General features: G+C 70.0%; 23 protein-coding genes and 3 pseudogenes. 12 read left to right on the forward strand and 14 right to left on the reverse strand.

Translation table 11 applies throughout. The features are described 5' to 3' along the window. Positions 1–204: 204 nt before the first annotated feature. Both ACFY4A_RS10845 and ACFY4A_RS10850 read right to left on the reverse strand, forming a co-directional pair. Positions 205–534 (reverse strand): DUF6412 domain-containing protein, encoded by a 330-nt coding sequence (locus tag ACFY4A_RS10845; RefSeq protein ID WP_390829077.1) that lies wholly within the window; start codon positions 532–534, stop codon positions 205–207. An 83-nt stretch (positions 535–617) separates the two neighbouring features. Then, positions 618–1145, reverse strand: a complete 528-nt coding sequence (locus ACFY4A_RS10850) for a winged helix-turn-helix transcriptional regulator (RefSeq protein ID WP_390829078.1) — start codon at positions 1143–1145, stop codon at positions 618–620. 135 nt (positions 1146–1280) lie between these two features. Here ACFY4A_RS10850 and ACFY4A_RS10855 point away from each other — a divergent pair, with 135 nt between their 5' ends. From ACFY4A_RS10855 to ACFY4A_RS10865, 3 genes are all read left to right on the forward strand, one after another. After that, on the forward strand, positions 1281–2693 hold the full coding sequence (locus ACFY4A_RS10855; RefSeq protein WP_390829079.1) for an MFS transporter: 1413 nt from the start codon (positions 1281–1283) through the stop codon (positions 2691–2693). A 149-nt stretch (positions 2694–2842) separates the two neighbouring features. Then, positions 2843–3883 (forward strand): SEC-C domain-containing protein, encoded by a 1041-nt coding sequence (locus ACFY4A_RS10860; protein ID WP_390829080.1) that lies wholly within the window; start codon positions 2843–2845, stop codon positions 3881–3883. Continuing rightward, positions 3838–4068, forward strand: coding sequence for a nuclear transport factor 2 family protein (locus tag ACFY4A_RS10865; protein WP_390829081.1), 231 nt, complete (start codon positions 3838–3840; stop codon positions 4066–4068). Before ACFY4A_RS10860 ends, ACFY4A_RS10865 begins: the two co-directional genes overlap by 46 nt. Before the next feature lie 211 nt (positions 4069–4279). Here the strand turns inward: ACFY4A_RS10865 and ACFY4A_RS10870 are convergent. Next, positions 4280–4708: pseudogene (locus ACFY4A_RS10870) on the reverse strand (sodium:solute symporter); the annotation flags it as partial. A gap of 436 nt (positions 4709–5144) precedes the next feature. Here ACFY4A_RS10870 and ACFY4A_RS10875 point away from each other — a divergent pair. From ACFY4A_RS10875 to ACFY4A_RS10890, 4 genes and pseudogenes are all read left to right on the forward strand, one after another. Next, positions 5145–5339, forward strand: a pseudogene (locus ACFY4A_RS10875) (DUF3311 domain-containing protein); the annotation flags it as partial. A gap of 157 nt (positions 5340–5496) precedes the next feature. After that, positions 5497–7647 (forward strand): carbon starvation CstA family protein, encoded by a 2151-nt coding sequence (locus tag ACFY4A_RS10880; RefSeq protein ID WP_390829082.1) that lies wholly within the window; start codon positions 5497–5499, stop codon positions 7645–7647. After that, positions 7644–7865, forward strand: coding sequence for a YbdD/YjiX family protein (locus ACFY4A_RS10885; protein WP_390829083.1), 222 nt, complete (start codon positions 7644–7646; stop codon positions 7863–7865). The genes ACFY4A_RS10880 and ACFY4A_RS10885 overlap by 4 nt, the downstream gene beginning before the upstream one ends. A gap of 435 nt (positions 7866–8300) precedes the next feature. Then, positions 8301–11447, forward strand: coding sequence for a DUF3427 domain-containing protein (locus tag ACFY4A_RS10890; RefSeq protein WP_390829084.1), 3147 nt, complete (start codon positions 8301–8303; stop codon positions 11445–11447). Positions 11448–11459: 12 nt separating this feature from the next. Here the strand turns inward: ACFY4A_RS10890 and ACFY4A_RS10895 are convergent, their stop codons facing one another. After that, positions 11460–12119 (reverse strand): ATP-binding protein, encoded by a 660-nt coding sequence (locus ACFY4A_RS10895; RefSeq protein WP_390829191.1) that lies wholly within the window; start codon positions 12117–12119, stop codon positions 11460–11462. A 215-nt stretch (positions 12120–12334) separates the two neighbouring features. Here ACFY4A_RS10895 and ACFY4A_RS10900 point away from each other — a divergent pair, with 215 nt between their 5' ends. Together ACFY4A_RS10900 and ACFY4A_RS10905 are read left to right on the forward strand one after the other, a co-directional pair. Then, a complete protein-coding gene (locus tag ACFY4A_RS10900) occupies positions 12335–13180 on the forward strand; it encodes a helix-turn-helix domain-containing protein (RefSeq protein ID WP_390829085.1) in 846 nt (281 codons plus the stop codon). Beyond that, positions 13180–13368, forward strand: a complete 189-nt coding sequence (locus ACFY4A_RS10905) for a DUF397 domain-containing protein (protein ID WP_390829086.1) — start codon at positions 13180–13182, stop codon at positions 13366–13368. The genes ACFY4A_RS10900 and ACFY4A_RS10905 overlap by 1 nt, the downstream gene beginning before the upstream one ends. A 318-nt stretch (positions 13369–13686) precedes the next feature. Here ACFY4A_RS10905 and ACFY4A_RS10910 read toward each other — a convergent pair. The 8 genes and pseudogenes from ACFY4A_RS10910 to ACFY4A_RS10945 form a co-directional block, all read right to left on the reverse strand. Next, a pseudogene (locus ACFY4A_RS10910) lies at positions 13687–13918 on the reverse strand (e9imm peptide). Between the two features lie 85 nt (positions 13919–14003). Further along, on the reverse strand, positions 14004–14291 hold the full coding sequence (locus tag ACFY4A_RS10915; RefSeq protein WP_390829087.1) for a hypothetical protein: 288 nt from the start codon (positions 14289–14291) through the stop codon (positions 14004–14006). Positions 14292–14432: 141 nt separating this feature from the next. Next, entirely contained in the window at positions 14433–15491 is a 1059-nt protein-coding gene (locus tag ACFY4A_RS10920) for a response regulator transcription factor (protein WP_390829088.1), read from the reverse strand. Positions 15492–15533: 42 nt separating this feature from the next. Next, positions 15534–17237 carry an amidohydrolase gene (locus tag ACFY4A_RS10925; RefSeq protein WP_390829090.1) on the reverse strand — a complete coding sequence of 568 codons (1704 nt, stop codon included), beginning with the start codon at positions 17235–17237 and terminating at the stop codon, positions 15534–15536. 232 nt (positions 17238–17469) lie between these two features. Further along, positions 17470–17670 (reverse strand): DUF1737 domain-containing protein, encoded by a 201-nt coding sequence (locus tag ACFY4A_RS10930; RefSeq protein ID WP_390829091.1) that lies wholly within the window; start codon positions 17668–17670, stop codon positions 17470–17472. A 35-nt stretch (positions 17671–17705) separates the two neighbouring features. Further along, positions 17706–18107, reverse strand: coding sequence for a PIN domain nuclease (locus tag ACFY4A_RS10935; protein WP_390829092.1), 402 nt, complete (start codon positions 18105–18107; stop codon positions 17706–17708). After that, entirely contained in the window at positions 18104–18322 is a 219-nt protein-coding gene (locus ACFY4A_RS10940; RefSeq protein WP_111006448.1) for a type II toxin-antitoxin system VapB family antitoxin, read from the reverse strand. The genes ACFY4A_RS10935 and ACFY4A_RS10940 overlap by 4 nt, the downstream gene beginning before the upstream one ends. 313 nt (positions 18323–18635) lie before the next feature. Next, the gene (locus ACFY4A_RS10945) at positions 18636–19109 is read right to left on the reverse strand and encodes a carboxymuconolactone decarboxylase family protein (protein WP_390829093.1); all 474 of its coding nucleotides are present in this window, start codon (positions 19107–19109) and stop codon (positions 18636–18638) included. Positions 19110–19322: 213 nt separating this feature from the next. Between ACFY4A_RS10945 and ACFY4A_RS10950 the strand changes: the two genes are divergently transcribed. Together ACFY4A_RS10950 and ACFY4A_RS10955 are read left to right on the forward strand one after the other, a co-directional pair. Next, on the forward strand, positions 19323–19631 hold the full coding sequence (locus tag ACFY4A_RS10950; protein WP_390829094.1) for a hypothetical protein: 309 nt from the start codon (positions 19323–19325) through the stop codon (positions 19629–19631). Between the two features lie 212 nt (positions 19632–19843). Beyond that, entirely contained in the window at positions 19844–20077 is a 234-nt protein-coding gene (locus ACFY4A_RS10955) for a hypothetical protein (RefSeq protein ID WP_390829197.1), read from the forward strand. Here ACFY4A_RS10955 and ACFY4A_RS10960 read toward each other — a convergent pair. Both ACFY4A_RS10960 and ACFY4A_RS10965 read right to left on the reverse strand, forming a co-directional pair. Continuing rightward, positions 20074–21552: an MFS transporter gene (locus tag ACFY4A_RS10960; RefSeq protein ID WP_390829095.1), complete on the reverse strand. Its 1479-nt coding sequence runs from the start codon at positions 21550–21552 to the stop codon at positions 20074–20076. The genes ACFY4A_RS10955 and ACFY4A_RS10960 overlap by 4 nt on opposite strands. Positions 21553–21907: 355 nt before the next feature. Beyond that, a complete protein-coding gene (locus ACFY4A_RS10965) occupies positions 21908–23257 on the reverse strand; it encodes a DUF445 domain-containing protein (protein ID WP_390829096.1) in 1350 nt (449 codons plus the stop codon). Positions 23258–23428: 171 nt separating this feature from the next. Here ACFY4A_RS10965 and ACFY4A_RS10970 point away from each other — a divergent pair, with 171 nt between their 5' ends. Further along, a complete protein-coding gene (locus tag ACFY4A_RS10970; RefSeq protein WP_390829097.1) occupies positions 23429–24760 on the forward strand; it encodes an SGNH/GDSL hydrolase family protein in 1332 nt (443 codons plus the stop codon). The last annotated feature ends 2 nt before the right edge of the window (positions 24761–24762 follow it).

Raw genomic sequence — 24762 nt, forward strand, 5'->3', positions numbered from 1 at the left:
GGACTGGTCGATCGTCCAAGGTGAACCTCCACTCCGCAAGAGCGCGTTCACGTACTGGACCGTAGCCCCGGGGCGGGAGTGCGGCCGTACACGTGCTCACCGGTACAGCAGGAACCGCTCGACCGCGCTCCACGCCGTACTGGTCACCACGTGCAGCGCGGCGGCCGGCGGCACCACCGCCACGGTGACCAGCGTGACGGTGCCCTACACGGTGGTCGCCGGAAGGGCGCGCCCGGGTGCCCGGGGCCGCGGCCGGCCCGCGGCGCCGGGATCGCGCTGCGGCAGGGAGGCCGTACGGCGGTCCCGGTCCCGGACGGCCGTACGCACCCGGGTGGGCGGCGCGGCGGGTGCGCAGCGGGAGGCGAGCACCGCGCGGGCGACGAGCGCGGAACCGGCGGCGGCGGTCGCGGCGAGCGCGACGGCCACGGTTCCGGGCAGAGCGCCGGTGTCGAACAGGACGACCGGAAGCAGCAGGAGGAGGGGCAGGAGCAGCGGCACGGCGGCGGGAGGCGTGGCGACGCGATCGCGGATCACGTCAACTCCCTCCCCCTGAATGTGCGTTGCGGTGCTCTGGTGCCGACGGGCGGCTTCGGCTCACCGTACCGGTGTGCAACTCGTTACACAGGATCGATCTCGAGCGGTTGCAGCAGCCGCCTCGGCTCGAGCAGTGCCCGGCTGACCGGATCCGCGGGGTCCGGATCGAGTCCGGGTCCCGGCTCCATGAGGACGTCCTCGACCGGTACGACGGTTGCACAGGCGGGGCACTCGCCGTACGGCCCGAGTTCGGTGCCGCACTCCGCGTGCCGGAAGTAGCGCAGCTGGACCTCGGTGAAGTGCTCGCGCCCCCACAGGCCGAGCGCCCGCAGGATGGGCCACAGCGCGATCCCGCGCTCGGTGACGACGTACTCGTCCCGGGGCGGCGAGTCCTGGTACCGCCGCTTCTCCAGGATCCCCTCCGCGGTCAGCGTCTGGAGGCGGGCGGCGAGGACCGCGCGGGGGATGCCGAGGTGGACCAGGAAGTCGTTGTACCGCCGGACGCCGTACAGCGCGTCGCGAATGACCAGGAGCGTCCAGCGCTCCCCGATGATCTCCAGCGCGCGGGCGATCGAGCACTCCTGTGTCGCGTAGTCCTTGCCCAGTGCCATGCCGTCCACTGTAGCCACTTTCCGAGAACTTGGTTCAATGAGCGAACCGAGTGGTACGGTTCAGGAGGCAGGTCGGTTCAATGACCGAACCCATGCGATGCATCTTCTCCGCTCAGCCCCCGGAAGGACGGGCCCATGACCGGGCTGAACTCCCCCGCCACCTCCACCGCGGCGGTCACCACCCGCACCTCCGTCCCACGCCTCAAGCGCCGGGACGGGCCCCCGCACCCGCGGGCCACCCTGGCCGTGACCAGCACGGCCACCGCCGTGGCCCTGATGACGTACACGGCACCGATGGTCACCCTCCCCGGCACCGCGGCCGCCCTGCACACTCCCCTCTCCGCCCAGGCATGGCTGCTCAACGGCACCCCGCTGGGCCTGGCCGCCCTCCTCCTGATCGCCGGCAGCCTGGCCGACGACTACGGGCGCCGCCGCGTCTTCCTCACCGGCACGCTGACCCTGGGCCTGACCACCGTGCTGGGCGCCCTGGCGACGACGACCTGGCAGTTCACGCTGGCCCGCATCGCCCAGGGCGCGGCGAGCGCGGCCCTGCTGGCCAGCAGCCTGGGCCTGCTCGTGCACGCCTTCCCCGCCCCGCGCGGCCGGCTCCACGCGACCGGCGTCTGGGGCGCCTTCGTCAGCGGCGGCATAGCGGTCGGCCCGCTGGTCACGGGTGCCCTGCCGAACTGGCGGGCGGCCTACGGCGTCCTGGGCGCCGCCGCCCTGGTCGCGGCCGCCCTCGGCACCCGCGCGCTGTCGGAGTCCCGCGCGCCGAGGGGCGGCCGGCCGGACGTCCTCGGCGCGCTGACCTTCGGGCTGGCCCTGGTGGCCCTGGTGGCCGCCCTGACCCTGGGCCGGGACGGCTGGCTGCGGGCGCCGGTGGGACTGCTGCTCGCGGCGGCCGTGGCGCTGCTCGGGGTTTTCGCGCTGCTGGAGCACCGTACCGGCACACCGATGATCGACCTGTCCCTGCTGCGCCGCCCCCGCTTCCTGGCCTCCTCGGCGGGCGGACTGTTCACCGGCCTGGCGGTGATCGGCCTCTTCAGCTTCCTGCCCGCACTGCTGCAGCAGACGCTGAAGATGTCGCCGATGACCACCGCCTGGCTGTTGCTGCTGTGGTCCGGCACGGGCTTCACGGTGGCCCTCCAGGCCAAGCGTCTGGCGGGACGGGTGCCGCCGCGCCGGCAGCTGGTCCTGGGCTTCGTCCTCCACGCGGCCGGCGTCCTGACGATGCTCGGCGCGATCGGCTCCGGCTCCTGGATCCGCCTGCTGCCGGGCCTGCTGGTGGGCGGCGTGGGCAGCGGCCTGCTGAACGCCGCGCTGCCCCTGCTGTCGGTGGAGTCGGTCCCGCCGGACCGCGCGGCGATGGGTTCCGGCGCCCAGCAGACCCTCCGCTACATCGGCTCCTGCGCGGGAGTCGCCCTGACCATCGCCCTCGCCACGTCGACGGGCAGCCTGGCGCGGGGCGCCGACGTGGCGATGGTGATGTCGGCGGGGCTGGCGCTGGTGGGCGCGGTGAGCGTGGGGGTGTCGCGGGAGCGGGGGTGAGGGCACGGGACGGGGCGTGTGCACGGGGGCGGAGGGCGTGGAACGGGCGTGGGGGCGTACGTACGGGGGGTGGGGGCGTACGTACAGGGGTGAGGCCCTGGCCTGCAGATACCTCACGTTTGTCAGTGTCCGGCAGTACGGTGTCCCCCATGCGCCCCGCCACTCCCGCCGAAGACGCCGACCACGCCACCGAAGCGGCCCGCCTCGAGCGGACCGCCGATCTGTACCCCGAGGACGCCGAGGCCCTCCTCCTCCAGGCCGCGGCCCACCGGGAACTGTCCGGCGACCGCCCCGCCGCGACGACCCTCTACGACCGCCTGCTGACCTCCCCCGCCGACCTGGAGAACCCCCACCTGGTCCGGGCCCTCAAAGCCGCCAACCTCTGGGAGTACGGCCACGAGGCGGAGGCGAGAGCGATCATCGAGGGTGTCCGTTCCACGGCCCCCCGCGACCCGGCCCCCTGGGTGATCGTCGCGGAGTCCCTGGAGGCCCACGACGAACTCGAACCAGCGCACGAGACGTTCACGCAGGGCGTGGAACTGCTACTCGCGGACGCCCAGGAACCCCCGCACGCCACCCACCCCCTCCTCTTCGGCCGCCACCGCGTCCGCCGCATGCTGGGCTCGGCCCACGACGACTGGGACGTGCTGGCCGACACCCTCCACACCTCCCCGGTCCCCCTGGACGAACTCCACGACCCGAAGCGCGTCTGGTCCCTCGGCTCGGAGAACCCGGCCGAGCTGAGAGCGGAGATCACCCGCCTGCGCGCCGAACTCGGCGCCTACCGCGCGGCCCTCTCCCGCCCCTTCCCGGTGGCGGTCCTCCACTGGCCGGCGGAAGAACTGTCCGAACTCCTCACGGCCTACGCCGGTCTCACCTCCGAATACCCCTCCCACGAGGCCCACTTGGCGACGATAGAGGCGTCCCTGCGCGAACTGGCCTCCTCCGGCACCCCCAACCTGGGCATCGTCACGGGCACGGTCCCCTCCTACGAGGCCTTCGCCGCCTCGGAGGCCGCCTCCCCGTCCGACCCGACCCTGCTGCCCCAGTACGCGACGACCCTGGCGGCCCGCGGCCGGGCGGTCCCCTGGCCACCGCAGCGGGGGGCGCAGTGCTGGTGCGGGTCGGGGCGGGCGTACGGGGAGTGCCACGGGGTGACCGAGCCCGCCGAGCCCGCCGGAACCGTCTGAGCGCGTACTGCGCGCTTTCCCCCGGCCGCCCGGCCGCGGACGCACCGACCCGCACCCGCCGCATCGACACCATCGACGTCCACGGCACCGTCGCCACCGCGTCCATGACACTCCGACACGGCCCGGACACGGCACGCCCAGTCGATCCAGCAGCGGGCTCGTCAGCCCCACGACCGCGAGATTGACGGCGAGGCCGACCACACCCGCGTAGACCTGGAAGTCCACCTGGCCGAACGACAGCCGGACCAGGGGGGAGAACCCTCCGTGGTTCACCAGGGCGGTGCCGACCAGCATGCCCAGCAGCCAGCCGGTGAGCAGAGAGACGCGGTGGGGCGTGCGGCGCAGCAGCCCCAGCACGATCACCGGCAGGATCTGCAACACCCACACCGCTCCGAGCAGGTGCAGATTGATCGCGGCCTGGTCGCGCAGCCCCAGCGCGAACACGAGTGCCCCGACCTTGACGACCAGCGACATCAGCCGGGCCATCCGGGTCACTTGGGCCGCCGTCGCCATCGGATTGACGAACTCCAGGTAGACGTTCCTCGCGAACAGCGTCGCCGCGCCGATCGACATCACGGCGGCCGGCACGAGCGCCGCGACGATGACGGCGCCCAGCAGGAGTCCGGCCGCCCACCCCGGTGCGAGGTCGAGGACGAGCAGGGGGATCGCCAGTTCACTGCGTCCCGGCGGAGGCCGGACGCCCGCCGCGACTGCCGCGACACCGAACAGCGCGAACAGTCCGAGCATCACCGTCCAGCCGAACAGGGTGACGGACGACCTGCGCAGTACGTCGCCCGTGCGGGCGGAGAAGGCCACCAGGAGCATGTGCGGGAAGGCGAACAGGGCGAGCGCCGAACCGATGGCGAGGGACAGGTACGCCGGTGCCAGCGAGGGCTCCGGCACGAGCGCGGCGACGCCGTCGGTCACCGCGAACGCGGCGTCGGCGCGGGCCTGATGCCCGGGGCGGACCGGGGATCTCCGTCCCGGACGGCGGCGGAAAAGCCCTCGGGGTGGAAACCCGGCCGCGCGGTAAACCCTCGTGGGTCCACACGCAACTACCGGACGTAGACCCCGTGCCGGGAGGCCGTCGTCAGGCCGGATCAGTCATCAGTGCGGAGAGGAACTCGCCCCTGACCGTTGTGGAGTGAACCACGCAATCCAGCCAAAGAACAGACCGGTGACGTCGAGATGTTTACGCGCGCAGCGGGGCCACCAGCTGCCCGAACGACGTTCGCGATGAGAAGGGAAGAGGTGTTGGCGCATGGCTGAAGAACGGCCTTCCGCGGCCGGGCCGACGACGGCGGTTCGACCCGTCGGCCACGCTGCCGCCGCACGCGTGGCCGGCCGACTGTGCCTGGCGGCGGTGTTCGTCGGACCGCTGCTCGCCCCTCTGTACATGAGGGCGGAACCGCGGCTGCTCGGCTGGCCCTTCTTCTACTGGTACCAGTTCGCATGGGTACTGCTGGGCCCCCCCACTGGTCCTGGGCGCCCTCGCCTTCCGGCGGCTGGGAAGGGAACAGCAGCGTCCCACGGCCAACGGCAACTCCCTCTCGAACTCCTGAACATCACTTCCCGTGACGTACGAGAGTCGTCCCCAAACCCCTGGAGCCCCTGTGTCCGTCAACGGCGCCCGCAGCACCACGCGCCCCACCCCGAAAACGATCCTCACATGGACGGGCGTCGCTCTGGTCGGCGCCGTCGCCTGGGGCTTGATCGCCCTGGCCAGGGGCGAGGAGATCTCAGCCATCTGGCTGGTCGTGGCAGCGGTCGGCTCATACGCGATCGCCTACCGTTTCTACTCGCGCTTCATCGCCCGCCGTGTCCTGGAAGTCGACGACCGCCGCGCCACACCCGCCGAGCGCATCGATGACGGGATCGACTTCCAGCCCACCGACCGGCGTGTGCTGTTCGGCCACCACTTCGCCGCCATCGCGGGCGCCGGGCCGCTCGTGGGTCCCGTCATGGCGGCGCAGATGGGCTACCTCCCGGGCACGATCTGGATCGTCGTCGGCGTGATATTCGCCGGAGCCGTCCAGGACATGGTGGTGCTCTTCGTCTCCATGCGGCGGGACGGGAAGAGCCTCGGCCAGATGGCCCGCGAGGAGATCGGCCGGGTGGGCGGCGCCGCGGCGCTGATCGCCGTCCTGGCCATCATGATCATCCTGCTGGCCGTGCTGGCCCTCGTGGTCGTCAACGCGTTGGCGTCATCGCCCTGGGGCACCTTCTCGGTGGCCATGACGATCCCCATCGCCCTGTTCATGGGCTTCTACCTGCGTTACCTGAGGCCCGGCCGGGTGATCGAGACCAGCCTCATCGGCGTCGCCCTCCTGCTGCTCGCGATCGCCGGCGGCGGATGGGTCGAGAACTCCTCCCTCGCTGACACCTTCACCTGGGCGCCGACCACCCTGGTCTTCTGCCTCGTCGGCTACGGTTTCGTCGCCTCCGTGCTGCCCGTGTGGATGCTGCTGGCACCGCGCGACTACCTGTCGACGTTCATGAAGGTCGGCACGATCGTGCTGCTCGCGGTCGGCGTCGTGTTCACCGCACCGATGCTGAAGAACGACGCCGTGAGCCCCTTCGCCTCGTCGGGGACCGGGCCGGTGTTCGCCGGGGCGCTGTTCCCGTTCCTGTTCATCACGATCGCCTGCGGTGCCCTGTCCGGCTTCCACGCCCTCGTGTCCTCCGGCACCACCCCCAAGCTCATCCAGAAGGAATCGCAGGTCCGGCTCATCGGCTACGGCGCGATGCTCATGGAGTCGTTCGTCGCCGTGATGGCACTCGTCGCGGCGTCCGTGCTCGACCCCGGCCTGTACTACGCGATGAACGCCCCGGCCGGTCTGCTGGGCACCACGGTGGAAAGTGCCTCCCAGGCAGTGGCGAACCTCGGCTTCACCATCAGCCCGGACGCCCTGGCGGCGGCCGCCCACTCGGTGGAGGAGCAGACCCTGATCGCCCGTACCGGTGGTGCGCCGACCCTCGCCTTCGGCATGGCGGAGATCTTCTCCGGAGTGTTCGGCGGGCACGCCATGAAGGCGTTCTGGTACCACTTCGCCATCATGTTCGAGGCGCTGTTCATCCTCACCACGGTGGACGCCGGCACCCGGGTCGGCCGCTTCATGCTCCAGGACATGCTCGGCAACGTCTGGAAGCCGATCGGCCGGGTCACCTGGAAGCCGGGCATCTGGATGACCAGCGCCGTCATCGTCGGCCTGTGGGGCTACTTCCTCTATGTCGGCGCCACGGACCCGCTCGGCGGGGTCAACCAGCTCTTCCCGCTGTTCGGCATCGCCAACCAGCTTCTCGCGGCCATCGCGCTGGCCGTGGGCACGACCCTCCTCATCAAGGCGGGCAAACTGCGCTGGGCCTGGGTCACGGGCGTCCCGCTGGTGTGGGACGTGGCCGTCACGTTCAGCGCCGGCTGGCAGAAGATCTTCGACAGCAACCCGAAGATCGGTTTCTTCGCTCAGCGCCGGCTGTACGCGGACGCGATCGACGACGGGAGGATCCTCGCCCCGGCGAAGTCGCTCGACGACATGAAGACGGTGGTGCTCAACTCCACGGTGGACGGTGTCATCATGGCCGTCTTCCTCGTCCTGGTCGCGCTGGTGATCGGCCACGCGGCCGTCGTCTGCGTCCGGGCCGTACGCTCCGCGCAGCCGCTGCCGACGACGGAGACCCCGTACGTGGAGTCCACGATCACCGTCCCCACGGCCGACTCCAGGATGCTGGCCGGAGCGTCCGCGGGGCAGGCCGACCGGGAATGAGCGCGGACAGCAGAACGGCGGCACTCCTCGGTCCCCTGACCCGGCTGCTGCGAGGCGTCCGCTGGTACCTGAGGGAGATCTCGGGCACGGCGGACTACGAACGCCACTGCCGGCGGTTCGAGGAGCAGCACCCCGGCGAACCGGTGCCGACCCGCCGGGCCTACGAACGCCACCGCTCCCGCCACCGCGAGGCGAACCCACAGAGCCGCTGCTGCTGAGTGACCCCGGGCCCCCGGGGCAACGGCCTACCGGCCTTTGCCCCGGGGGCGGTTCATCTCCGGCGGCCCGTTTCGGGTGCGCCCGTACGAACTGGGGGGCATGCAGTGCTTTGGTCGACTCCCCATCCGTCAACGTGCCGTGGGGCTGCGGAGCCCGGGCGCTGGCGAAGGCCCCGATGTGTCCTCGGCAACGGACTTCCTTGCCTGGTACGAGCGGTGGCTCGACCATACGCCCCAAAGCCTGAACAACCGGGGGCTAGGACTACCTCACCGGGACTCCGCAGCCACCAAACCGGCATCGACTCCTCCCACTCTCCGTAGGAGCGGTACAGAAGATGAGTCAGCGCCCGTTTTCGCGGGCAAAGCCGCTTCCACGTATGTCGCTGTCAGTAGGTCCTGTTAGAACAGAGCCATTAACTTTCACCAGGGGGCAAGGTGGCAAAGGCACGGGACCTGGAGCAGCCGACCGCGGGCGTGTACGAGAAGCTGATCACTGAGGACGTACGCAATGAGCTGGGACAGCTCGAGGCCACGGGGTGGAGGGCCATCGACGCCGAGGTCAGCAAGGAGTCCTCGCCTCACGTTCTGGCTCGGCACGTCGGTGAAGTGGTCGCCCGCACCCTCACCCAACTCCCCTCCGATCAGCGGGTCCCCTTCGTCAACAAGATCCTGGAATCTCTGACCACCGCCACCACCGGCCAGACCGGCACCGAGCCCATAAGCACGGTCGTCGAAGGTCCCCGCCAGTTGCTCGCCCTCGCCGAGCAGGAGGCGCCGGGCGCCTACGCAATCCGGCCCCTCACTCCGTTGTCCGAGACCTCGCTGCTCACGAACTCGCCGGAGGACCTCAGCCTGGGTGCCGAGCTGCGGGCCGAGCTCGCGACCGCGGACCGTATCGACCTGCTCTGCGCGTTCGTGAAGTGGTACGGCATCCGGGTCCTGGAGGACGCTCTTCGCGCCGCCAAGGAGCGCGGCGTACAGATTCGGGTCATCACGACCACGTACATGGGGGCCACCGACCGTCACGCACTCGACCGGCTGGTGCGGGACTTCGGCGCGACCGTCAAGATCAACTACGAGATCCGCTCCACACGCCTGCACGCCAAAGCCTGGCTGTTCCGGCGCAAGACGGGCTTCGACACTGCCTACGTCGGCAGCTCGAACCTGTCCAGAGCCGCACTGCTCGACGGCCTGGAGTGGAACGTACGGCTGTCGTCCGTCGCCACCCCCGCCGTACTGGACAAGTTCGAGGCGACATTCGACGCGTACTGGAACGACACGGCTTTCGAGACGTACGACCCCGATCTCCACGGTGAACGCCTCGATGGAGCGCTGGCCCAGGCAAGTGGCACCAGCTCCACCGCCGACATGAAGATCAACCTTTCCGGCCTCGAGGTACGCCCCTTCCCGCACCAGCGGGACATGCTGGAGCGGCTCACCGTCGAGCGGGAGCTCCGTGGGCGGCACCGGAACCTGCTGGTCGCAGCCACCGGTACCGGAAAGACGGTCATGGCTGCCCTCGACTACCGCAACCTGTGCCGAGAGGCGGACGGCGGCCGGCCGAGGGTGCTGTTCGTGGCCCATCGCAAGGAGATCCTCAAGCAGTCTCTACGCACCTACCGGGAGGTGCTGGACGACGCGTCGTTCGGGGAGCTGCTGTACGCGGGGCAAGACCCGCGCGACTGGAACCACGTCTTCGCCAGCGTCCAATCGCTCAATGTCCAGCGCCTCGAGCAACTCGCTCCCGATCACTTCGACATCATCGTCGTCGATGAGTTCCATCACGCCACCGCGACCACGTACAGGCGGGTCATCGACCACTTCACGCCCAAGGAGCTCCTCGGTCTGACGGCGACCCCCGAGCGGATGGACGGGCTCAACGTCCAGGACGAGTTCTTCGAAGGCCGGATCGCTGCCGAGATGCGGTTGTGGGAAGCTCTGGAAAACGACCTGCTGTGCCCCTTCCACTACTTCGGCATCCCTGACGGCACCGATCTGACGAACCTGGGCTGGCAAAAGGGCTCATACGCCGACCAAGAGCTCGGCAACGTCTACACGGGCAACCACGCCCGCGCCCGGATCGTGGTGAAGCAGATCCGGGACAAGGTCTCCAACCCGGGAGCCATGCGCGCGCTCGGGTTCTGCGTGACCAAGGCGCACGCACACTTCATGGCGGACTTCTTCCGCGAGGCCGGTTTCAAAGCCGTGGCGCTCGACAGCGACTCACCCCCTGACGTGCGCGCCCAGGCCTTGTCTGACCTGCGCGACGGAAACCTCCAGGTGCTCTTCTCCGTCGACCTGTTCAATGAAGGCCTGGACATTCCTGACGTCGACACGCTGCTCCTCCTACGCCCCACCAACAGCGCCACGATCTTCCTCCAGCAACTGGGCCGGGGGCTTAGGCGCACCGAGACGAAGCCGGTGCTCACGATTCTCGACTTCATCGGACAGCACAGGGCGGAGTTCCGCTTCGAGGAGCAGTTCCGGGCACTGACCGACCTCTCGCGGAACCGGCTCGTCGATCACATCGAGCACGACTTCCCGCAACTGCCGTCCGGCTGCCAGATCATCCTGGAGGGCAAGTCCAAGGACCTCATTCTCGACAACATCCGGGCCCAAGTGAACGCCACGGTGAAGACGTTGGTGAAGGAGGTCAAGGCCTACAGCACGCCGCGCCTTGCCGACTACCTCAGGGAGAGCCGTCGGGAGATCAAGGAGCTCTACAGGAGGGAAAACTCCTGGACGACCGTCCTGCGCCGTGCCGGCCTGATCGAGGAGCCGGCGCCAGCCGAGGAAGCGACACTACTCAAGCGGGTCCACGCCTTTCTCCACGTGGACGACCCAGAGCGCGCAGATGCCTATCTCCGCCTCCTCCAGGATGGCGCTCCACCGTACGAGGAACTGAGCTACACCGATCAGGCGTACGCCCGCATGCTCTTCTTCAACCTATGGGACAACGCGGGAGGCTTCACGAGCTTCCAGGAAGGTCTCGAAACCCTTCGCTCTCAGCGGGTATTCCGTGACGAGCTCAGGCAGCTGCTGTCGTACGTCATTGAGCGGGCCGACCACTTCCCCATCCCGCTGCCCGGTCGTCTCGGCCACGTCCCGCTGAAGATCCACAGTGCGTACAACCGTTCCGAGATCCTTGCTGCGCTCGGTGTGGCACGCTTCGGCGGCCAGATGCCCCTGTTCTGGAGCCAGGGCGTGCAGTGGGTCGAAGAGCTTCAGACAGACGCTCTGTTCATCACGTCGGAGAAGAACGAAAAGGACTTCTCGCCAACCGTCCGTTACAAGGACTACGCGCTGAGCCCAACACTCTTCCACTGGGAGTCGCAGAACACCACGGAGGCCAACTCCCGCACAGGCACGCGCTACCAGCAACACGACCAGCGCGGGAGTCAAGTCCTGTTGTTCATACGGCGATACAAGAACACCGACATAGGGAAACCCCAACCGTGGATGCTCCTCGGCCCGGCGACCTACCAATCCCATACAGGCAGCAAGCCAATGGCGGTCACCTGGCGTTTGAAGCACGAACTCCCGGCCGACGTGTGGACGTACTCGGCCATCACGGCGAGCTGATCCGCAGCACTGCTAAAAATCAGCGGGTTCGGCCTCGGCCTGGAAGTGGGTCTGGGCTCGCTCCAGTACCTCGTCCGGGTCCCGGCCATGGGCGCCGAGCCAGTGGAGGAGATCGGCGATCACGTTGATCGCCGTCTCCTCCGCTACCGCCGTCCCCAGCCGAGTGAGCCGGGTCCCTTGTGGCAGCTTCGCCACCTCGGTGTAGAGCCCGAGCACGTGCGCGGCTCGTGCCATACGAGGGCCTGTGATGTGCCCGTCGGCCGCAGTGAGACGCGTGCGCAACTCACACCACGTGGCCTTGCGCCCGGCGGTGAGGTCGACGCCCCAACGGTCGGTGATGGCGTCGATGAGGGCGATACCTCGCCCCGTCTCGGCGTCCGAGTCCACGTCCGCCAGGACCGCGAGGGCACGGGGGTCGGGGTCGTGGACTTCGATGCGCAAGCGGGTGCCGTTCATGAAGACGGCGAGCGTGGTCGGGGTCGCGGGCCCCACGTGCTTGATGACGTTGGCGACGAGTTCGCTAACGCACAACTGGGCAGCTTCGCTAACTTCCTGCAAGCCCCAAAGCTCCAAGTGGAGCCGCAACAGTCGCCGCAAAGCGGCAACTTCTTCCGCCTGCGCCAGGAACGGCAGCTCCCACATCCTTCTTGGCATACATCCGGTGCACTCCATGACGTACTCCGCTTCCTCGCTCACACTGTCTGTGGTGCTCTGTGCGCTCCGTGGCCTCACAACAACCAAGAGTTGCAGTGAGAGTTTCAAAATGGAACTCTCGTATCCGGTGAAGAGGAGCACGGCACCGCACAACGCGCCCCGGCGCACGCCACCTTGCCGTCTCTCCCGAGAGGCGACGACGATCTACCGCAGCGGCAGGAAGGGCCACACGCATGGCAGTTGGACCAACTACCCGTAGGCGCCAACTGGGAGCCGACCTACGTCGACTTCGAGAACTGAAGGGACTAACTCTGGAGGAGGCGGGCGCTCGAGTCGGCATCTCGAAGGCGACACTCAGCCGCTACGAAACAAAGGAAGGGACGGTGAAGTGGCCGGCCGTCGACGCCCTTTGCCGTGAGTACGGCGCCACGGACGAGGAACGTCTAGCGCTTGTAGAACTGGCCAAGGGCGCCAAGATCCAAGGCTGGTGGCGCTCCCTCGCCGACCCCATCCCCGAGTCCATGAACCTCATGCTCACCCTCGAAGACGAGGTCGTGCGCGAGGACCACTACGCCTGCATGTACATCCCCGGCCTGCTCCAGACTCGCGCATACGCCGAAGCCGTACACCGGGCTTCGGAGGTGCAGTGCCCGGAGCGCGAGGTTCAGCACATGGTCGACATTCGCATGAAACGGCAGGAGTTGTTGGATCGCGAGGAGCCACCACACATCTGGTGTGTGATCGACGAGGCGGCGATCCGGCGCCAGGTGGGCGGCCGAGAGGTCATGCGGCAGCAGATGGAGCACCTGCTGGCTGTGTCCCAACGACCACGTATCACCGTCCAGGTGCTGCCGTTCGCATGCGGTGCACACGCAGCAGCCGTCGGCAGCTTCGCCGTCCTCCGCGGACAAGCTCCCGAACTCGACGTGGTGTACGTGGACCTCATCGGCGGCGGCCTCTTCATGGAGAAGCCACAGGAACTGGAGCGTTATAGATTGGCGTTCGAATACCTCAGCGCCCAGGCACTCGACTTCGAGTCCTCTGCTGAGCTCATCGAACGGATTAGCAGGGAGCCTTGATGGCGAAGTCGGCAGAAGTGCACTGGTTCAAATCCTCTTACAGCGGCGGCAGTGGGACCGAGTGTGTAGAGGCCGCTTTCATCCCGCCTGGCGTGCTCGTGCGGGACTCCAAGCGGCCCGAGCATCCGCATCTCACCGTGTCGGCGGAGGCATGGGCGAGCTTCGTGGCTGGTGTGCGCCATACCTAACTCGCCTACATGTAAGGCTTTTCGACAGTCTGAGAGGCAGTCCCGCGTACGTAGTCATCGCAACACCTCGATACCCATGTCAAGTGGAGGGTTTGGGCCACCCGCCCTGATGTGACCAGGTATTTCCCAGGTCGCGGGCGGCCCAATTCCCCCACTTCCCCCTATGGGAGCACTCCTGTCGCCCAGTGCAGTGACGCGGCGGGCCTACCCGACCAGTGCCAAACCGACGTCGACCCCTTCGACAAACACGGTTGTGTCTCCCTGGGCACCGTTGCCACCGCAGTCCTCGTCATGCGGATCCGGAAATGAACGGGGTCCTCACAAGGCGATCGGCCGATACGCCGAGGCCTGATCGACCACCTCATCGGCCGAGAGTTCTCGCTCGGACGGCCAGAAGATCAAGTCGCCCGACGTGCCCAGTTGGACATGCCAGGGCCCTGTCGAGCATGTCCAGCCAGTTGCCTACCTCCGCTTCGGAGGCGTAATCCGCGTCCATGATCCGCTGCACGAACGCAACAGCCCGGGCCCGGCTCATCTCCACGGAACCCATCTGATCACGGTCTGGGTCGCGGTGTTGCCCTTGCTGTCCGACGCGGTGACGCGAATGGAGACGTAGGGCGCCGACTTCGGGGCCTTCACAGCGGTCTGCAAGGAGGCCCGGACCGGTTCAGGTCGGCCTTCTGCCAGGTGGCTCCGTCGTCGTACGAGACCTCCAGCCCGGTCGAGGTGACGGTGCCCGCGTCCACGGCACCGCCGATGGTCGACGGAGTGACGGTCAGGTCGGTGTTGCGGTGGGCGTAGCCGTTGGCCTCGGTCTCCACCCCGTAGTCGAACTGGATCAGCGGCAGCAGCTCGATGGCGTCCCACATGGTGCGGGCCGCGTGCGCCTGGTCGCCGCTGAGCCGGGACTCGGCAGGACTCACTGTCGGCCGGGTGCGGTGCCCGAACTGCCGCTCCGGTCGTCCGGTTGACCTGCTCGGTGATCCGGTGGGCGCCGCCCACGGCGATGTTGTCGACGTTGACGGCCACTGCCCCGCCATTGCGCATGTGCGCATCCCGCAGGTTCAGCTGCCGAGGGGAGTCACCTGGCGCAGGGCGGCTCGGGGGGCCGCGGCGACGGGGTCGGCAGGTGGTGGAGGCTTTGGCTCCAGCCCCCAGGCCGTGGCGCGGCTCGCGGCCGCCACGCGGTTGGGGAGGTCCAGCTTGGCGAGGATGTGCTCGACGTGTGTGGCGACGGTGCGCACGCTCACGAAGAGGCGTTCGGCGATCTCCCGGTTGGTGAGCCCGGTGGTGAGCTCGGCCAGGACGTCCAGTTCACGCGGTGAGAGCCCGCCCGGGGGCGTCACGCGACGGCACACCGCGAGCGTCGCGGTGCCCCGGCGGGTGAGCCGCAGTTCGAGCAGCCGCTGCCCGTGGGGCACGAGGATCGTGGCGGGCAGGGTCCGCCGCGCGGCCGCACGCCGTACGACGTCGCCCAGCGGCACCGCGTCACCGAGCCAGGCCGGGACGCGACCGCTGAGGGGCAGGGGGGCCGCCCGTGGCGGGTCGGGTACCGCCAGCGTCCACGTGTCGGCGGGGGAGTCCGCCGGCAGGCCGACGGAGCCTGCCGGCGCGAGGACGTCTACGGCCGCTGCCAGGCAGTCGCCGAGCAGAGCCAGGACGAGGTCGGTGGGCCGAAGCCGCTGCCGCCGCCGCCTCATGCTGAGGTTCAGCACGCCCACGTAGCGGCCGTCCGGGGAGAAGAGGCACTGGGTCACGCCGTCCTCGAACCCGGACGGTTCGAGGACATCGCGGATCGTGGTGGAGGCGGCCCGCAGGTCCTCCGGCACGTCATGCAGCCAGAGCAGCCCGCCCGGGCGGCGCACCAGGGCGAACAGCGGGTCCTCGTGCAGCCCGCTGCTCAGGTGCTCCCGCGCCCGCTCCGGGTAGTTGTTCGCCAGACTGACGTGACGGCGGTTCGCGGGATCCCACCGGGCCAGGGACGCGTGATCACAGTCGACCACCTCGGACAGCGCCGAGAGCACCGCGTGGGCGCTCCCGGCCTCGTACGTGCCCCGTCGCGCGGCCTCGCGCACCCGCAGTGCCGCCTCCAGGACCGTTTCCATCCGGGCTGCTGCCTCCATCCGCGTAGCATCGGGCGCCGCGCGGCCCTCGTCAACGCCTGTTCAGCCGGTGAGAAGGTCGTGCACGACCTCACCGCCGAGCACGGTCAGCGTCACCGGCAGGTCGGGGATGTCGTGCGGGTCGGCGGTCAACAGGTCGCCGCCCAGCACGCACAGGTCGGCGACCTTGCCGGCCTCCAGCGTGCCCTTCCAGTCGTCCGCGAAGTCCTGCCACGCGCCGTTGGCCGTGTAGGTGCGTACGGCCTCGGCGAGGGTGATGCGCTGATCGGGGCCGCTGACCCGGCCGCTGGCCTTGGACTCGCGCAGCAGCATGGTGGCGATGCCCTGACGCCAGTCGGGGAGCGTGACGGGCGCGTCGGAACTGCTCGCCACGGTGACTCCCGCGTCGATGGCGTCCCGGTAGGGCCACTCGTACGCTGCTCGCTCCGGGCCGACGAGTTCCTCCTCCAGATCGGCGATCGTCCACTTGATGGTGGGGTTCATGTTGGCCCCGAACCCGTGCTCGGCCAGCCGCTTCATGCTGCGGGGCGTGAGGAAGTCACCGTGGATGACGTAGTGCCGGGCGTCGGGACGGGGATGCGTGTCGGCCGCGGCCGCGAAGGCGTCGACGACGGTGTCGATGCCCCGGTCGCCGGTCACATGGACGCCGACCTGGTAACCGGCGGCGTGCGCGTGCCGCACCATCTCGCGGACCTCCGCCACGCGTTCGTCGTCGGTCCCGCCGCCCACGCACAGGGCGCCGCAGCCGCCGCCGAGGTACGCCTCGTGCATCCAAGCCGTCTTGTTCGGCGGGATGCCGTCGGCGAAGACTTTCACGCCGATGACGTTCAGGCGACGCGGGTCCGCGTTCGCCGGCGCGTCCATCCCGTCCAGGGCGCGGGCGAACTCCGTCGCCGTGCCGGACATGCCGACCGGCAGGAGCAGCACGCTGACGCGGGCGGTGAGTTCGCCGTCGGCCAGCAGTTGCCGGTAGACGTCGAGGGTCTCCCCCGCCAGCGCACCGCCCATGATCTGCTCACCGCCGGGGCCGAGGCCCGGCTCGGTGTAACTGGTGATGCCGAGAGCGCGCAGCTTCGCCAGCGTCGAGCGGATCGCCGTGGCCCTTGCCTCACGGGTGAGCGGCGGCAGCACCCGCTGAACACACACCTGGGCACCTTCCCGCAACAGCCCGGTGGGCTCTCCGGACCCGTCCGTGACGATGACCCCGCCAGGGGGCGTCGCGGTTGCCCGGTCCACCCCGGCGCGCGTGAGCGCGGCGGAGTTCACCCAGCAGGCGTGCCCGGAGAAGTCCTGCAGAAGGACCGGGTGGTGCGGGCTGACGGCGTCGAGGTCGTGACGGGTCGGCAGCCGCGAGGAGTCGGCCACGCATTCGGCGAGATAGCCGAGGTCCCAGCCGATGCCGGTGATCCACTGACCGGGCGGGGTGCTCTCGGCGGCCTGCCGGACCGCTTCGGTGACGTCCGCGATCGACCCCACGGCGGGGTGGCCGAGGTCGAGCGCCAGCGGGGGCGAGCTGACGCCGAAGGCGCAGCCGTGCAGGTGGGAGTCGTTGATGCCAGGCAGCAGCGTGCCGCCCTTCAGATCGATGACCCGGGTGGCGGGACCGGTCAGAGCGTCTGTCTCGCCGCGTCCGCCGACGGCCGTGATGGTGTCCCCGGTGACCGCGAGCGCGGAGGCGATGGTGAAGTCGGCGTCCACGGTCAGCACGGAACCGTTGACGAAGACCAGGTCGGCGAATGCGGGCAAGGCGACTCCCGGACAGGACGCGGTTGGATGACGGGCCGCCCAGGGGCGCACCCGGAGTGGGAGCGACTCTGCGATGTCAGCCGGGCGCCGCGCATCGGTCATCCGACCGATGCGCCGGGATGCCGATGCCTCCTGCGCGGTCAGGACGGGAAGGCCGCACGGGTCAGGCGTGGCTCACGCCTCGCCCAACCCGTGCGGCCACGACCACGTCACGGGTGAACCGCGACCGTCGCTACTCCGAGGGCTGCTTCGGCCGTACCGGCCAGACCACTGCCTGGGCGACCACGACGTTCTCGCCGTTGAAGGTGAGGGCAGGGCCGTCGTGCAGTTCGTAGCCGAGGCCGAGCGCCTCGCTCACCCGCCGGCAGAACGCGGCGTCGTCCGGGCCGGTCAGGACTCGGTAGAGGGGCAGTCCGTCTGGTGGTGTCGTCATGGGGTAAGGGTCTCAACATTTTTTGGATCAGTTGCTCAGCGTTCGCCCCGGACCATGGAGACGTCCGGTCTCACCTTGGCGATGGCCGCGAAGTCGTCATCGGCATGAAGCACGGTCAGGCCGTGCTGCCCGGCGGTGAGAGCGATCAGGATGTCCATGGGGGAGGGACCGCGATGATGGCCGATCTTCGCCAGGTCCCGCTGCACCTCCACGATCTTCGACCAGGGATCGTCGAGTGCGGGAACCCAGCCGAAGGTCTGGCCGAGCATGGTGAAGAAGGGCTCGTAGTCCCGGCCGGACCGGAGGCCGGGCATCAGTTCGGCCTCGACGGGCGGGCAGATGGCGACCAGCCCTCGTGCCACGCGATCGGGCCAGGGAGAGCCGAGTCGACCACGCAGCAGCCGCCACACCGCGGAGGTGTCGGCCAGGTAGGTCACAGGCCTGCCCGTTCCCGTTCCGCGAGGACGTCGAAGTCCAGGAAGGCGTCGGCGTTCTCCTGGAGCCAGCGCAGGGCGCGCGCCCGGTCATCGGCGCTGATCGCGGACGCTATGGTCAGCGCGCGGTCGATGGTCTCCCGTTTGGTCTTGGTGCCGAGCTGCCGCTGGGCGAAAGCCAGCTTGTCGTCGTCGATGTCAACCAGTGTCCTGGACATGAGGCCTCCCACGACCGGGTTTATATATCGCGGCCAATCTTATATCAGGCCGCGAATGCCGCCCTCACGGAAACCGACTCCCCCCACCGGACGCCAGGATGAGACGGACGGGCCGTGGGAGGAGCACCGGCAGGCGGCGAACGACACCACTGAGGTCGAGGCCGCCCGCCGGCGGCTGGTCACAGTGCACCGGCCGGACGGCCGGACGCCCCGACCGGACCCCCCGGCCGCCGCCCCCACGCCGGGTGGGATTCGGCGGCCGCGTAGGCCCGACGCGCTCAGCAGAAGCCCGGCCGGAGCACGGCCGAGACGCTCACCCGAACATGCCCGGTTCGTAGTCGCCCGCGGGCTGCTGGACGATGACGTTCAGGCGGTTGTAGGCGTTGATCATGGTGATGAGGGCTACCAGGGCCGCCAGTTGGTCCTCGTCGTAGTGCTTGGCGGCGTTGGCCCAGGCCTCGTCGGTGACGCCGCCCGCCGCGTCGGCGATGCGGGTGCCCTGCTCCGCCAGTTCCAGGGCGGCACGTTCGGCCTCGGTGAAGACCTTGGCCTCGCGCCAGGCGGCGACCATGTTGAGGCGTACGGCCGTCTCGCCGGCGTGGGCGGCGTCCTTGGTGTGCATGTCGAGGCAGAAGCCGCAGCCGTTGATCTGGCTGGCGCGGATCTTCACCAGTTCCTGGGTCGAGGCCGGGAGCGACGAGTCCGACACGGTCTTGCCCGCGGAGTTGATCTGGCGGAGGAACTTGGCCGCGAGGGCGTTGCCGAAGAGGTTGAGACGGGCTTCCATCCTGGGCTCCTTGTGGAGGTTGGTTCTGCTTCGTTCTGCTTCGCTCGGTTTCGCTTACACCTCTACGACGGACCCCGTAGGCGATGTGTGACAGACCCGCCGAGGCGACCCATGTGACCTGCGTCTCACCGCTCCGCTGGGGCCGCCGGCCCGCCGGAACGCCGCGTGACGTGCGGGTTAGCCTGGTATGTCCTACGAGTGCGGGAGGCAGTGATGGCCAGGGTTCCTGCGGCAGTGGTCGCCGCGAGTGGGCTCGTCGGTGGGTACGGCGTGGCCCGGTGGACCGGGAAGCGGCAACTGGGCGGGGCCGTGCTGGCCGCCGCCGGGGTCGCGTCCGCGTGGCAGTGGCACCGACGGGCCGGCGGGAAGGCGGCAGGTGCGCTCACCGCCGCCTACGTCGCCGCCTTCGCCGGGTCGCATCCGCTGGCCAGGAAGGTGGGCGCATGGCCGTCCGTGTTCACCGTGGCGGGCGCGGTCGCCCTCGCCTCCTGGGCCGTGGCCGACCGGCGAGACGCCCGGTAGGCCCGGGTCCCGGCCTCGGTCGGGCGGTCGGGCCTCGCTCCGGGCACCGGTCCGGCACTGGTCCGGCACCGGGGGTGTGCGCCGGCGCTCACCCCTGTCGTGCCTGATGGCGGTGCCCGCGATCGTCGGCGGGCCGGGGCTGGCGAGAATCCGTCGGTCCCTGTCACTCTCGCCACTTCTTCAAGATCGGCCCGGTGTCTAGCGTCGGGGACGTGACCAAGTTCCTTCTCGCCGTGCACGTCCTGGCCGCGATCGTCGCCATCGGACCCGTCACCGTCGCCGCCAGCATGTTTCCGCCCGCCGTGCGCCGCGCGCTGGCCGCGCCCGAGGATCTTCATCGAGAAGGGCACGCGGTACTTCTACGGCTGATCCGCGGCGGATGCCCGTGCGGCTGCCCCTCGGCGGATGCCCTTGCGGCTGCCCTCGGCGGGCGGCTGCCCCGCTAGGGCAACGACTCCGCCTCCGGTGTCTTCACCGCCGTCAGCGGTGTGGCGATGTCCTCCAGGGAGCGGCGTTCGGCCCTGACCGCGAGGAAGGCGGCGACCAGGCCCGCCGCGCACATCAGGGCGGCGCCGATCTGGAAGGCGAGGACCGTGTCGCCGACCCTGCCGGTGCTGGTGAGGTCGGCGAAGATGAGCGGGCCGCTGATGCCGCCGGCCGCGGTGCCGAGGGCGTAGAAGAAGGCGATGGACATCGCCCGGGTCTCCATCGGGAAGACCTCGGAGACCGTCAGGTAGGCGCTGGAGGCGCCGGCCGAGGCGAAGAAGAGCACCACGCACCAGCAGGCCGTCAGCGTGCCGGCGCTCAGCACGCCGCGGTCGAACAGCCAGGCCGTGCCGAACAGGAGCAGGCCGGACAGCAGGTAGGTGGAGGAGATCATCACCCGGCGGCCGACCGTGTCGAAGAGGTGGCCCAGCAGCAGCGGGCCCAGGAAGTTGCCCGCCGCGATGACGGCGAAGTAGTAGCCGGTGTGGTCGGAGGGGACGTGGAAGAACTTGGTCAGGATCGCGCCGAAGCCGAAGGTGATGGCGTTGTAGAGGAAGGCCTGGCCGATGAAGAGGGAGAAGCCGAGGACTGCGCGCCTGCGGTAGTCGGCGAAGACCGTGCGGGCGATCTCGGTGAAGCTCACGCCGCGGCGCTGGTGGATGGTGATCGCGCCGTGCGGCTCGGCAAGCGGCTCGTCCCGCTCGGCTTCGATCCGGCGTTCGATGTCGGTCACCACCTCTTGGGCCTCCCGGTCCCTGCCGTGGATCAGCAGCCAGCGCGGGCTCTCCGGGACGTGCCTGCGGACGAGGAGGATCACCAGGGCGAGGACGGCGCCGAGCGCGAACGTCAGCCGCCAGCCCAGGTCGGCGGCCAGGACGCCGGTGTTCAGCGCGAGGATCGACAGCAGGGAGCCGCCGACGGCGCCCACCCAGAAGCTGCCGTTGATGATCAGGTCGACGCGGCCGCGGTACGCGGCGGGGATCAGCTCGTCGATCGCGGAGTTGATGGCCGCGTACTCGCCGCCGATGCCGAAGCCGGTCAGGAAGCGGAAGAGGAAGAACCACCAGGCCTCGAAGGAGGCCGCGGTCAGGGCGGTGGCCGCCAGATACACCGCGAGGGTGATCATGAAGAGCTTCTTGCGGCCGTAGCGGTCGGTCAGGCGGCCCCAGAAGAGGGCGCCGGTGCAGGCGCCCGCCACATAGAGGGCGGCCGCGGTGCCGGTGACCTGTGCGGAGCTGATCGACAGGCCGCTGCCGGGCTCGGACAGGCGGCTGGCGATGTTGCCGACGACCGTGACCTCCAGACCGTCGAGGATCCACACGGTGCCGAGACCGACGACGATCGTCCAGTGCCAGCGCGACCACGGAAGGCGGTCCAGGCGGGCGGGGATGTCGGTGGTCACGGTACGGCCGGTCTCGGCCTCGGCGGTGGCCATGGGCTCCCTCCACGTCGAGCGGAACGCCATGCGGGTTCCCCCGAACCGCGTGGATCACGCTCGGGAGACGGCCGACCGGCCCAAAGGCCCGCCCTGCCCGCAGGCCTCGCCCCATCCGAATGCCCGTCCTGCCATCCAAAAGCCCGTCCCGCGGCCCACAGGCCCCGCCCGGCCCAAGGGCCCGTCCCGTCCAAGAGCCCGGCCCCCACCCAAAGGCCGTCCCGCCCAAGGACACCCCGCCCAAAAGCCCGCCCCGTCCGCCGACCACGACAGGGCCCGAGGGGCCCCCGGAAGCCGACAGGCCCCGGGTCCCCCGGACACACCAGGCCCGGAACCCGTCCAACCGCCGGAGGCCCTACGCTCCCATCGCCCGCGTCACCGCGTAGATCAGCACGCCCGCCAGGGAGCCCACCACCGTGCCGTTGATGCGGATGAACTGGAGGTCGCGGCCGATGTTGGCCTCGATCTTGCGGGTGGTGTGCTCGGCGTCCCAGCCGGCGACGGTGTCGGTGATCAGGGAGGTGATCTCCCTGCGGTAGGTAGTCACCACGTAGACCGCCGCGCCCTCGACCCAGGAGTCGACCTTGCCCTGCGCCTTGGAGTCCTCGGCCATCCGGGCGCCCAGGGACAGCAGCGAGGCGCGGACCCGCAGGCGCAGCTCGCTGCGCTCGTCCTCGGCCGCCGCGACGATCATCGACCGTACGGCCGTCCAGGCGGAGGCGATCAGCTCCTGGACCTCGCCGCGGCGCAGCACCTCGCCCTTGAGCCGCTCGACACGCGCGCGTGTGTCGGTGTCGGACTGGAGGTCGGAGGCGAAGTCGGTGAGGAAGCGGTCGAGCGCGCCGCGCGCCGGGTGCGAGGGCATGTCCCGCATCTCGGTGACGAAGCGCAGCAGCTCCTTGTAGACGCGCTCGCCGACCTTCCTGTCGACGAACCGCGGGGTCCAGCCGGGCGCGCCGCCCTGCACGGCGTCCATCACGGAGTCGCTGTGCAGCACCAGCCAGTCGTGCGCGCGGGAGACGACCAGGTCGACGACCCGTTTGTGGCCGCCGTCGGCGACGACCCGCTCCAGCAGCTTGCCGATGCCGGGCGCGATCTCCTGCGCGTTGGCCCTGCGGGTGATCGCCTCGCCGACGACGGCCTGGACGTCGGAGTCGCGCAGGACGGCCAGGGCGCCGCGCAGCGCGGTGGCCAGTTCCGCGGTCACCCGGTCCGCGTGCTCCGGCTGGGCGAGCCAGGCGCCGAGGCGGCTGCCGATGCCGACGGCGCGCAGCCGCTCCCGTACGACGTCCTCGGAGAGGAAGTTCTCACCGACGAACTCGCCCAGCGAGACGCCGAGCTGGTCCTTCTTGTTCGGGATGATCGCGGTGTGCGGGATGGGCAGGCCGAGGGGGTGGCGGAAGAGGGCGGTGACCGCGAACCAGTCGGCGAGCGCGCCGACCATGCCGGCCTCGGCGGCCGCGGCGACGTACGACGTCCAGGGGCCGGCGCCCGCGTGCTCGCCCCACTTGGCGAGCACGTACACCACGGCGACGAACAGCAGCAGCCCGGTGGCGGTCAGCTTCATGCGGCGCACCCCGCGGCGCCGCTCCTCGTCGGCGGGGCTGAACACGGTCATCGCGCGGCGGGAGACGGCGTCCGCCGTTTCCGGACCGGCCTTGGTCGTCTGTTCCATCCGCTCCACCCGTTCGGTGATCCCGCACACAATTGTCCCTTCCTGACCGACTCCCGGAACGGAACAAGAGTTCCCGGCGTCTGTCCGGAGGGGGGTTCGGCGGGATCCTGTCCATTCTCCCCGGGCGCATGACCCACCATGTGCCCATCAGTTCGGAGCCCCGGGCTCCGGTCGGCGTCGCCCGAGGAGAGCATCACCCGCATGACCAGACGCCACGGTTACGCCCTGCTGACCGCGATCGTCGCACTCATCGTCGTCGTTTCCGCCGCCATCTACGCCGGGATCGCCTCCGGCAACGGCCGCCTGGCCGGCGCCCCGGCCGGCGGCCGTGGCCCCGGACAGTCCGCCGCCCCGGCCTCCTCCGGTACCTGGGTCGCCACCTGGGCGACCTCCCCGGCCGCCGCCGAACCCGGCACGGAGACCACGGGCATGGCGGGCCTCTCGGTGCGCAACGTCGTGCACACGAGCGTCGCCGGGACGAGTGCCCGTATCACGCTGTCCAACCTCTACGGCCAATCGCCGCTGAGCGTCACCCACGCCTCGATCGCCGTCGCCGCCGGCGACGCCACCGCGGCCGCCGCCCCGCGCACCATGCGGCGGCTCACCTTCACCGGCGCCCCCTCGGTCGTCGTACCGGCCGGCGGGCAGGTGATGAGCGACTCCGTACGCATCGCCGTACCGCGGGGCGGCGACGTCCTGGTCACCACCTACTCCCCCACCCCGTCGGGCCCGGTCACCCACCACCCGCACGCCCGCCAGATCTCCTACGTCGCCCAGGGCGACCGTACCGAGGACCTGACCGGAGCCCCGTACACCGAGCGGACCACGGTCTGGCGCTATCTGACCGCGCTGGACGTGCTCAGCGACGAGGCCGAGGGGACGGTCGTCGTCCTCGGCGACTCGATCACCGACGGCACCACCTCCACCCTCGGCGCCGACCGCCGCTGGACCGACGTCCTGTCCGGCCGGCTGCGGGCGGCGATCGAGGAGGGCCGGGACGTGCCGCGCTACAGCGTCGTCAACGAGGGCATCAGCGGCAACCAGGTGCTGGCCGACGGCCTCGGGCGGCCCGCGGACAACCCCAGCGGGCTGAGCCGGTTCGAGCGGGACGTGCTGGAGCGGACCGGGGTCAAGGTCGTCGTCGTCGACCTCGGCGTCAACGACATCCTGCGCGATCCGCTGCTCGCCGACCCGGAGCGGATCACCGGCGGACTGCGCACGCTGGTGCGGCAGGCGCACGCGCGCGGGCTGAAGGTCGTCGGGGCGACGCTGATGCCGTTCGGGGGGCACCGCGGGTACACACCCGCCCGGGATGCGGTACGGCAGCGGGTCAACGCGGAGATCCGGGGCGGGCGGGTGTTCGACGCCGTGGTCGACTTCGACAGGGCGCTGCGGGACCCCTACGATCCGCGGCGGCTGCGAGGCGAGTACGACTGCGGGGACCATCTGCACCCCAGTGACCTGGGGTACCGGGAGATGGCCGAGGTGTTCGAGCTGAGGCTGCTGAAGGGGGCGGGGCAGGCGCAACTGTAGGG

Origin of the sequence: Streptomyces sp. NPDC001292, from assembly GCF_042896465.1 — a bacterium.
Classification (GTDB): domain Bacteria; phylum Actinomycetota; class Actinomycetes; order Streptomycetales; family Streptomycetaceae; genus Streptomyces.

What these genes read in the sequence shown, in the direction of transcription:
- ACFY4A_RS10850 (WP_390829078.1), bottom strand. Translation starts at nt 1,145, where the DNA reads ATGGCACTGGGCAAGGACTACGCGACACAGGAGTGCTCGATCGCCCGC.
- ACFY4A_RS10855 (WP_390829079.1), top strand. Translation starts at nt 1,281, where the DNA reads ATGACCGGGCTGAACTCCCCCGCCACCTCCACCGCGGCGGTCACCACC.
- ACFY4A_RS10860 (WP_390829080.1), top strand. Translation starts at nt 2,843, where the DNA reads ATGCGCCCCGCCACTCCCGCCGAAGACGCCGACCACGCCACCGAAGCG.
- ACFY4A_RS10885 (WP_390829083.1), top strand. Translation starts at nt 7,644, where the DNA reads ATGAGCGCGGACAGCAGAACGGCGGCACTCCTCGGTCCCCTGACCCGG.
- ACFY4A_RS10895 (WP_390829191.1), bottom strand. Translation starts at nt 12,119, where the DNA reads ATGGAGTGCACCGGATGTATGCCAAGAAGGATGTGGGAGCTGCCGTTC.
- ACFY4A_RS10900 (WP_390829085.1), top strand. Translation starts at nt 12,335, where the DNA reads ATGGCAGTTGGACCAACTACCCGTAGGCGCCAACTGGGAGCCGACCTA.
- ACFY4A_RS10905 (WP_390829086.1), top strand. Translation starts at nt 13,180, where the DNA reads ATGGCGAAGTCGGCAGAAGTGCACTGGTTCAAATCCTCTTACAGCGGC.
- ACFY4A_RS10920 (WP_390829088.1), bottom strand. Translation starts at nt 15,491, where the DNA reads ATGGAGGCAGCAGCCCGGATGGAAACGGTCCTGGAGGCGGCACTGCGG.
- ACFY4A_RS10930 (WP_390829091.1), bottom strand. Translation starts at nt 17,670, where the DNA reads ATGACGACACCACCAGACGGACTGCCCCTCTACCGAGTCCTGACCGGC.
- ACFY4A_RS10940 (WP_111006448.1), bottom strand. Translation starts at nt 18,322, where the DNA reads ATGTCCAGGACACTGGTTGACATCGACGACGACAAGCTGGCTTTCGCC.
- ACFY4A_RS10945 (WP_390829093.1), bottom strand. Translation starts at nt 19,109, where the DNA reads ATGGAAGCCCGTCTCAACCTCTTCGGCAACGCCCTCGCGGCCAAGTTC.
- ACFY4A_RS10950 (WP_390829094.1), top strand. Translation starts at nt 19,323, where the DNA reads ATGGCCAGGGTTCCTGCGGCAGTGGTCGCCGCGAGTGGGCTCGTCGGT.
- ACFY4A_RS10960 (WP_390829095.1), bottom strand. Translation starts at nt 21,552, where the DNA reads ATGGCCACCGCCGAGGCCGAGACCGGCCGTACCGTGACCACCGACATC.
- ACFY4A_RS10970 (WP_390829097.1), top strand. Translation starts at nt 23,429, where the DNA reads ATGACCAGACGCCACGGTTACGCCCTGCTGACCGCGATCGTCGCACTC.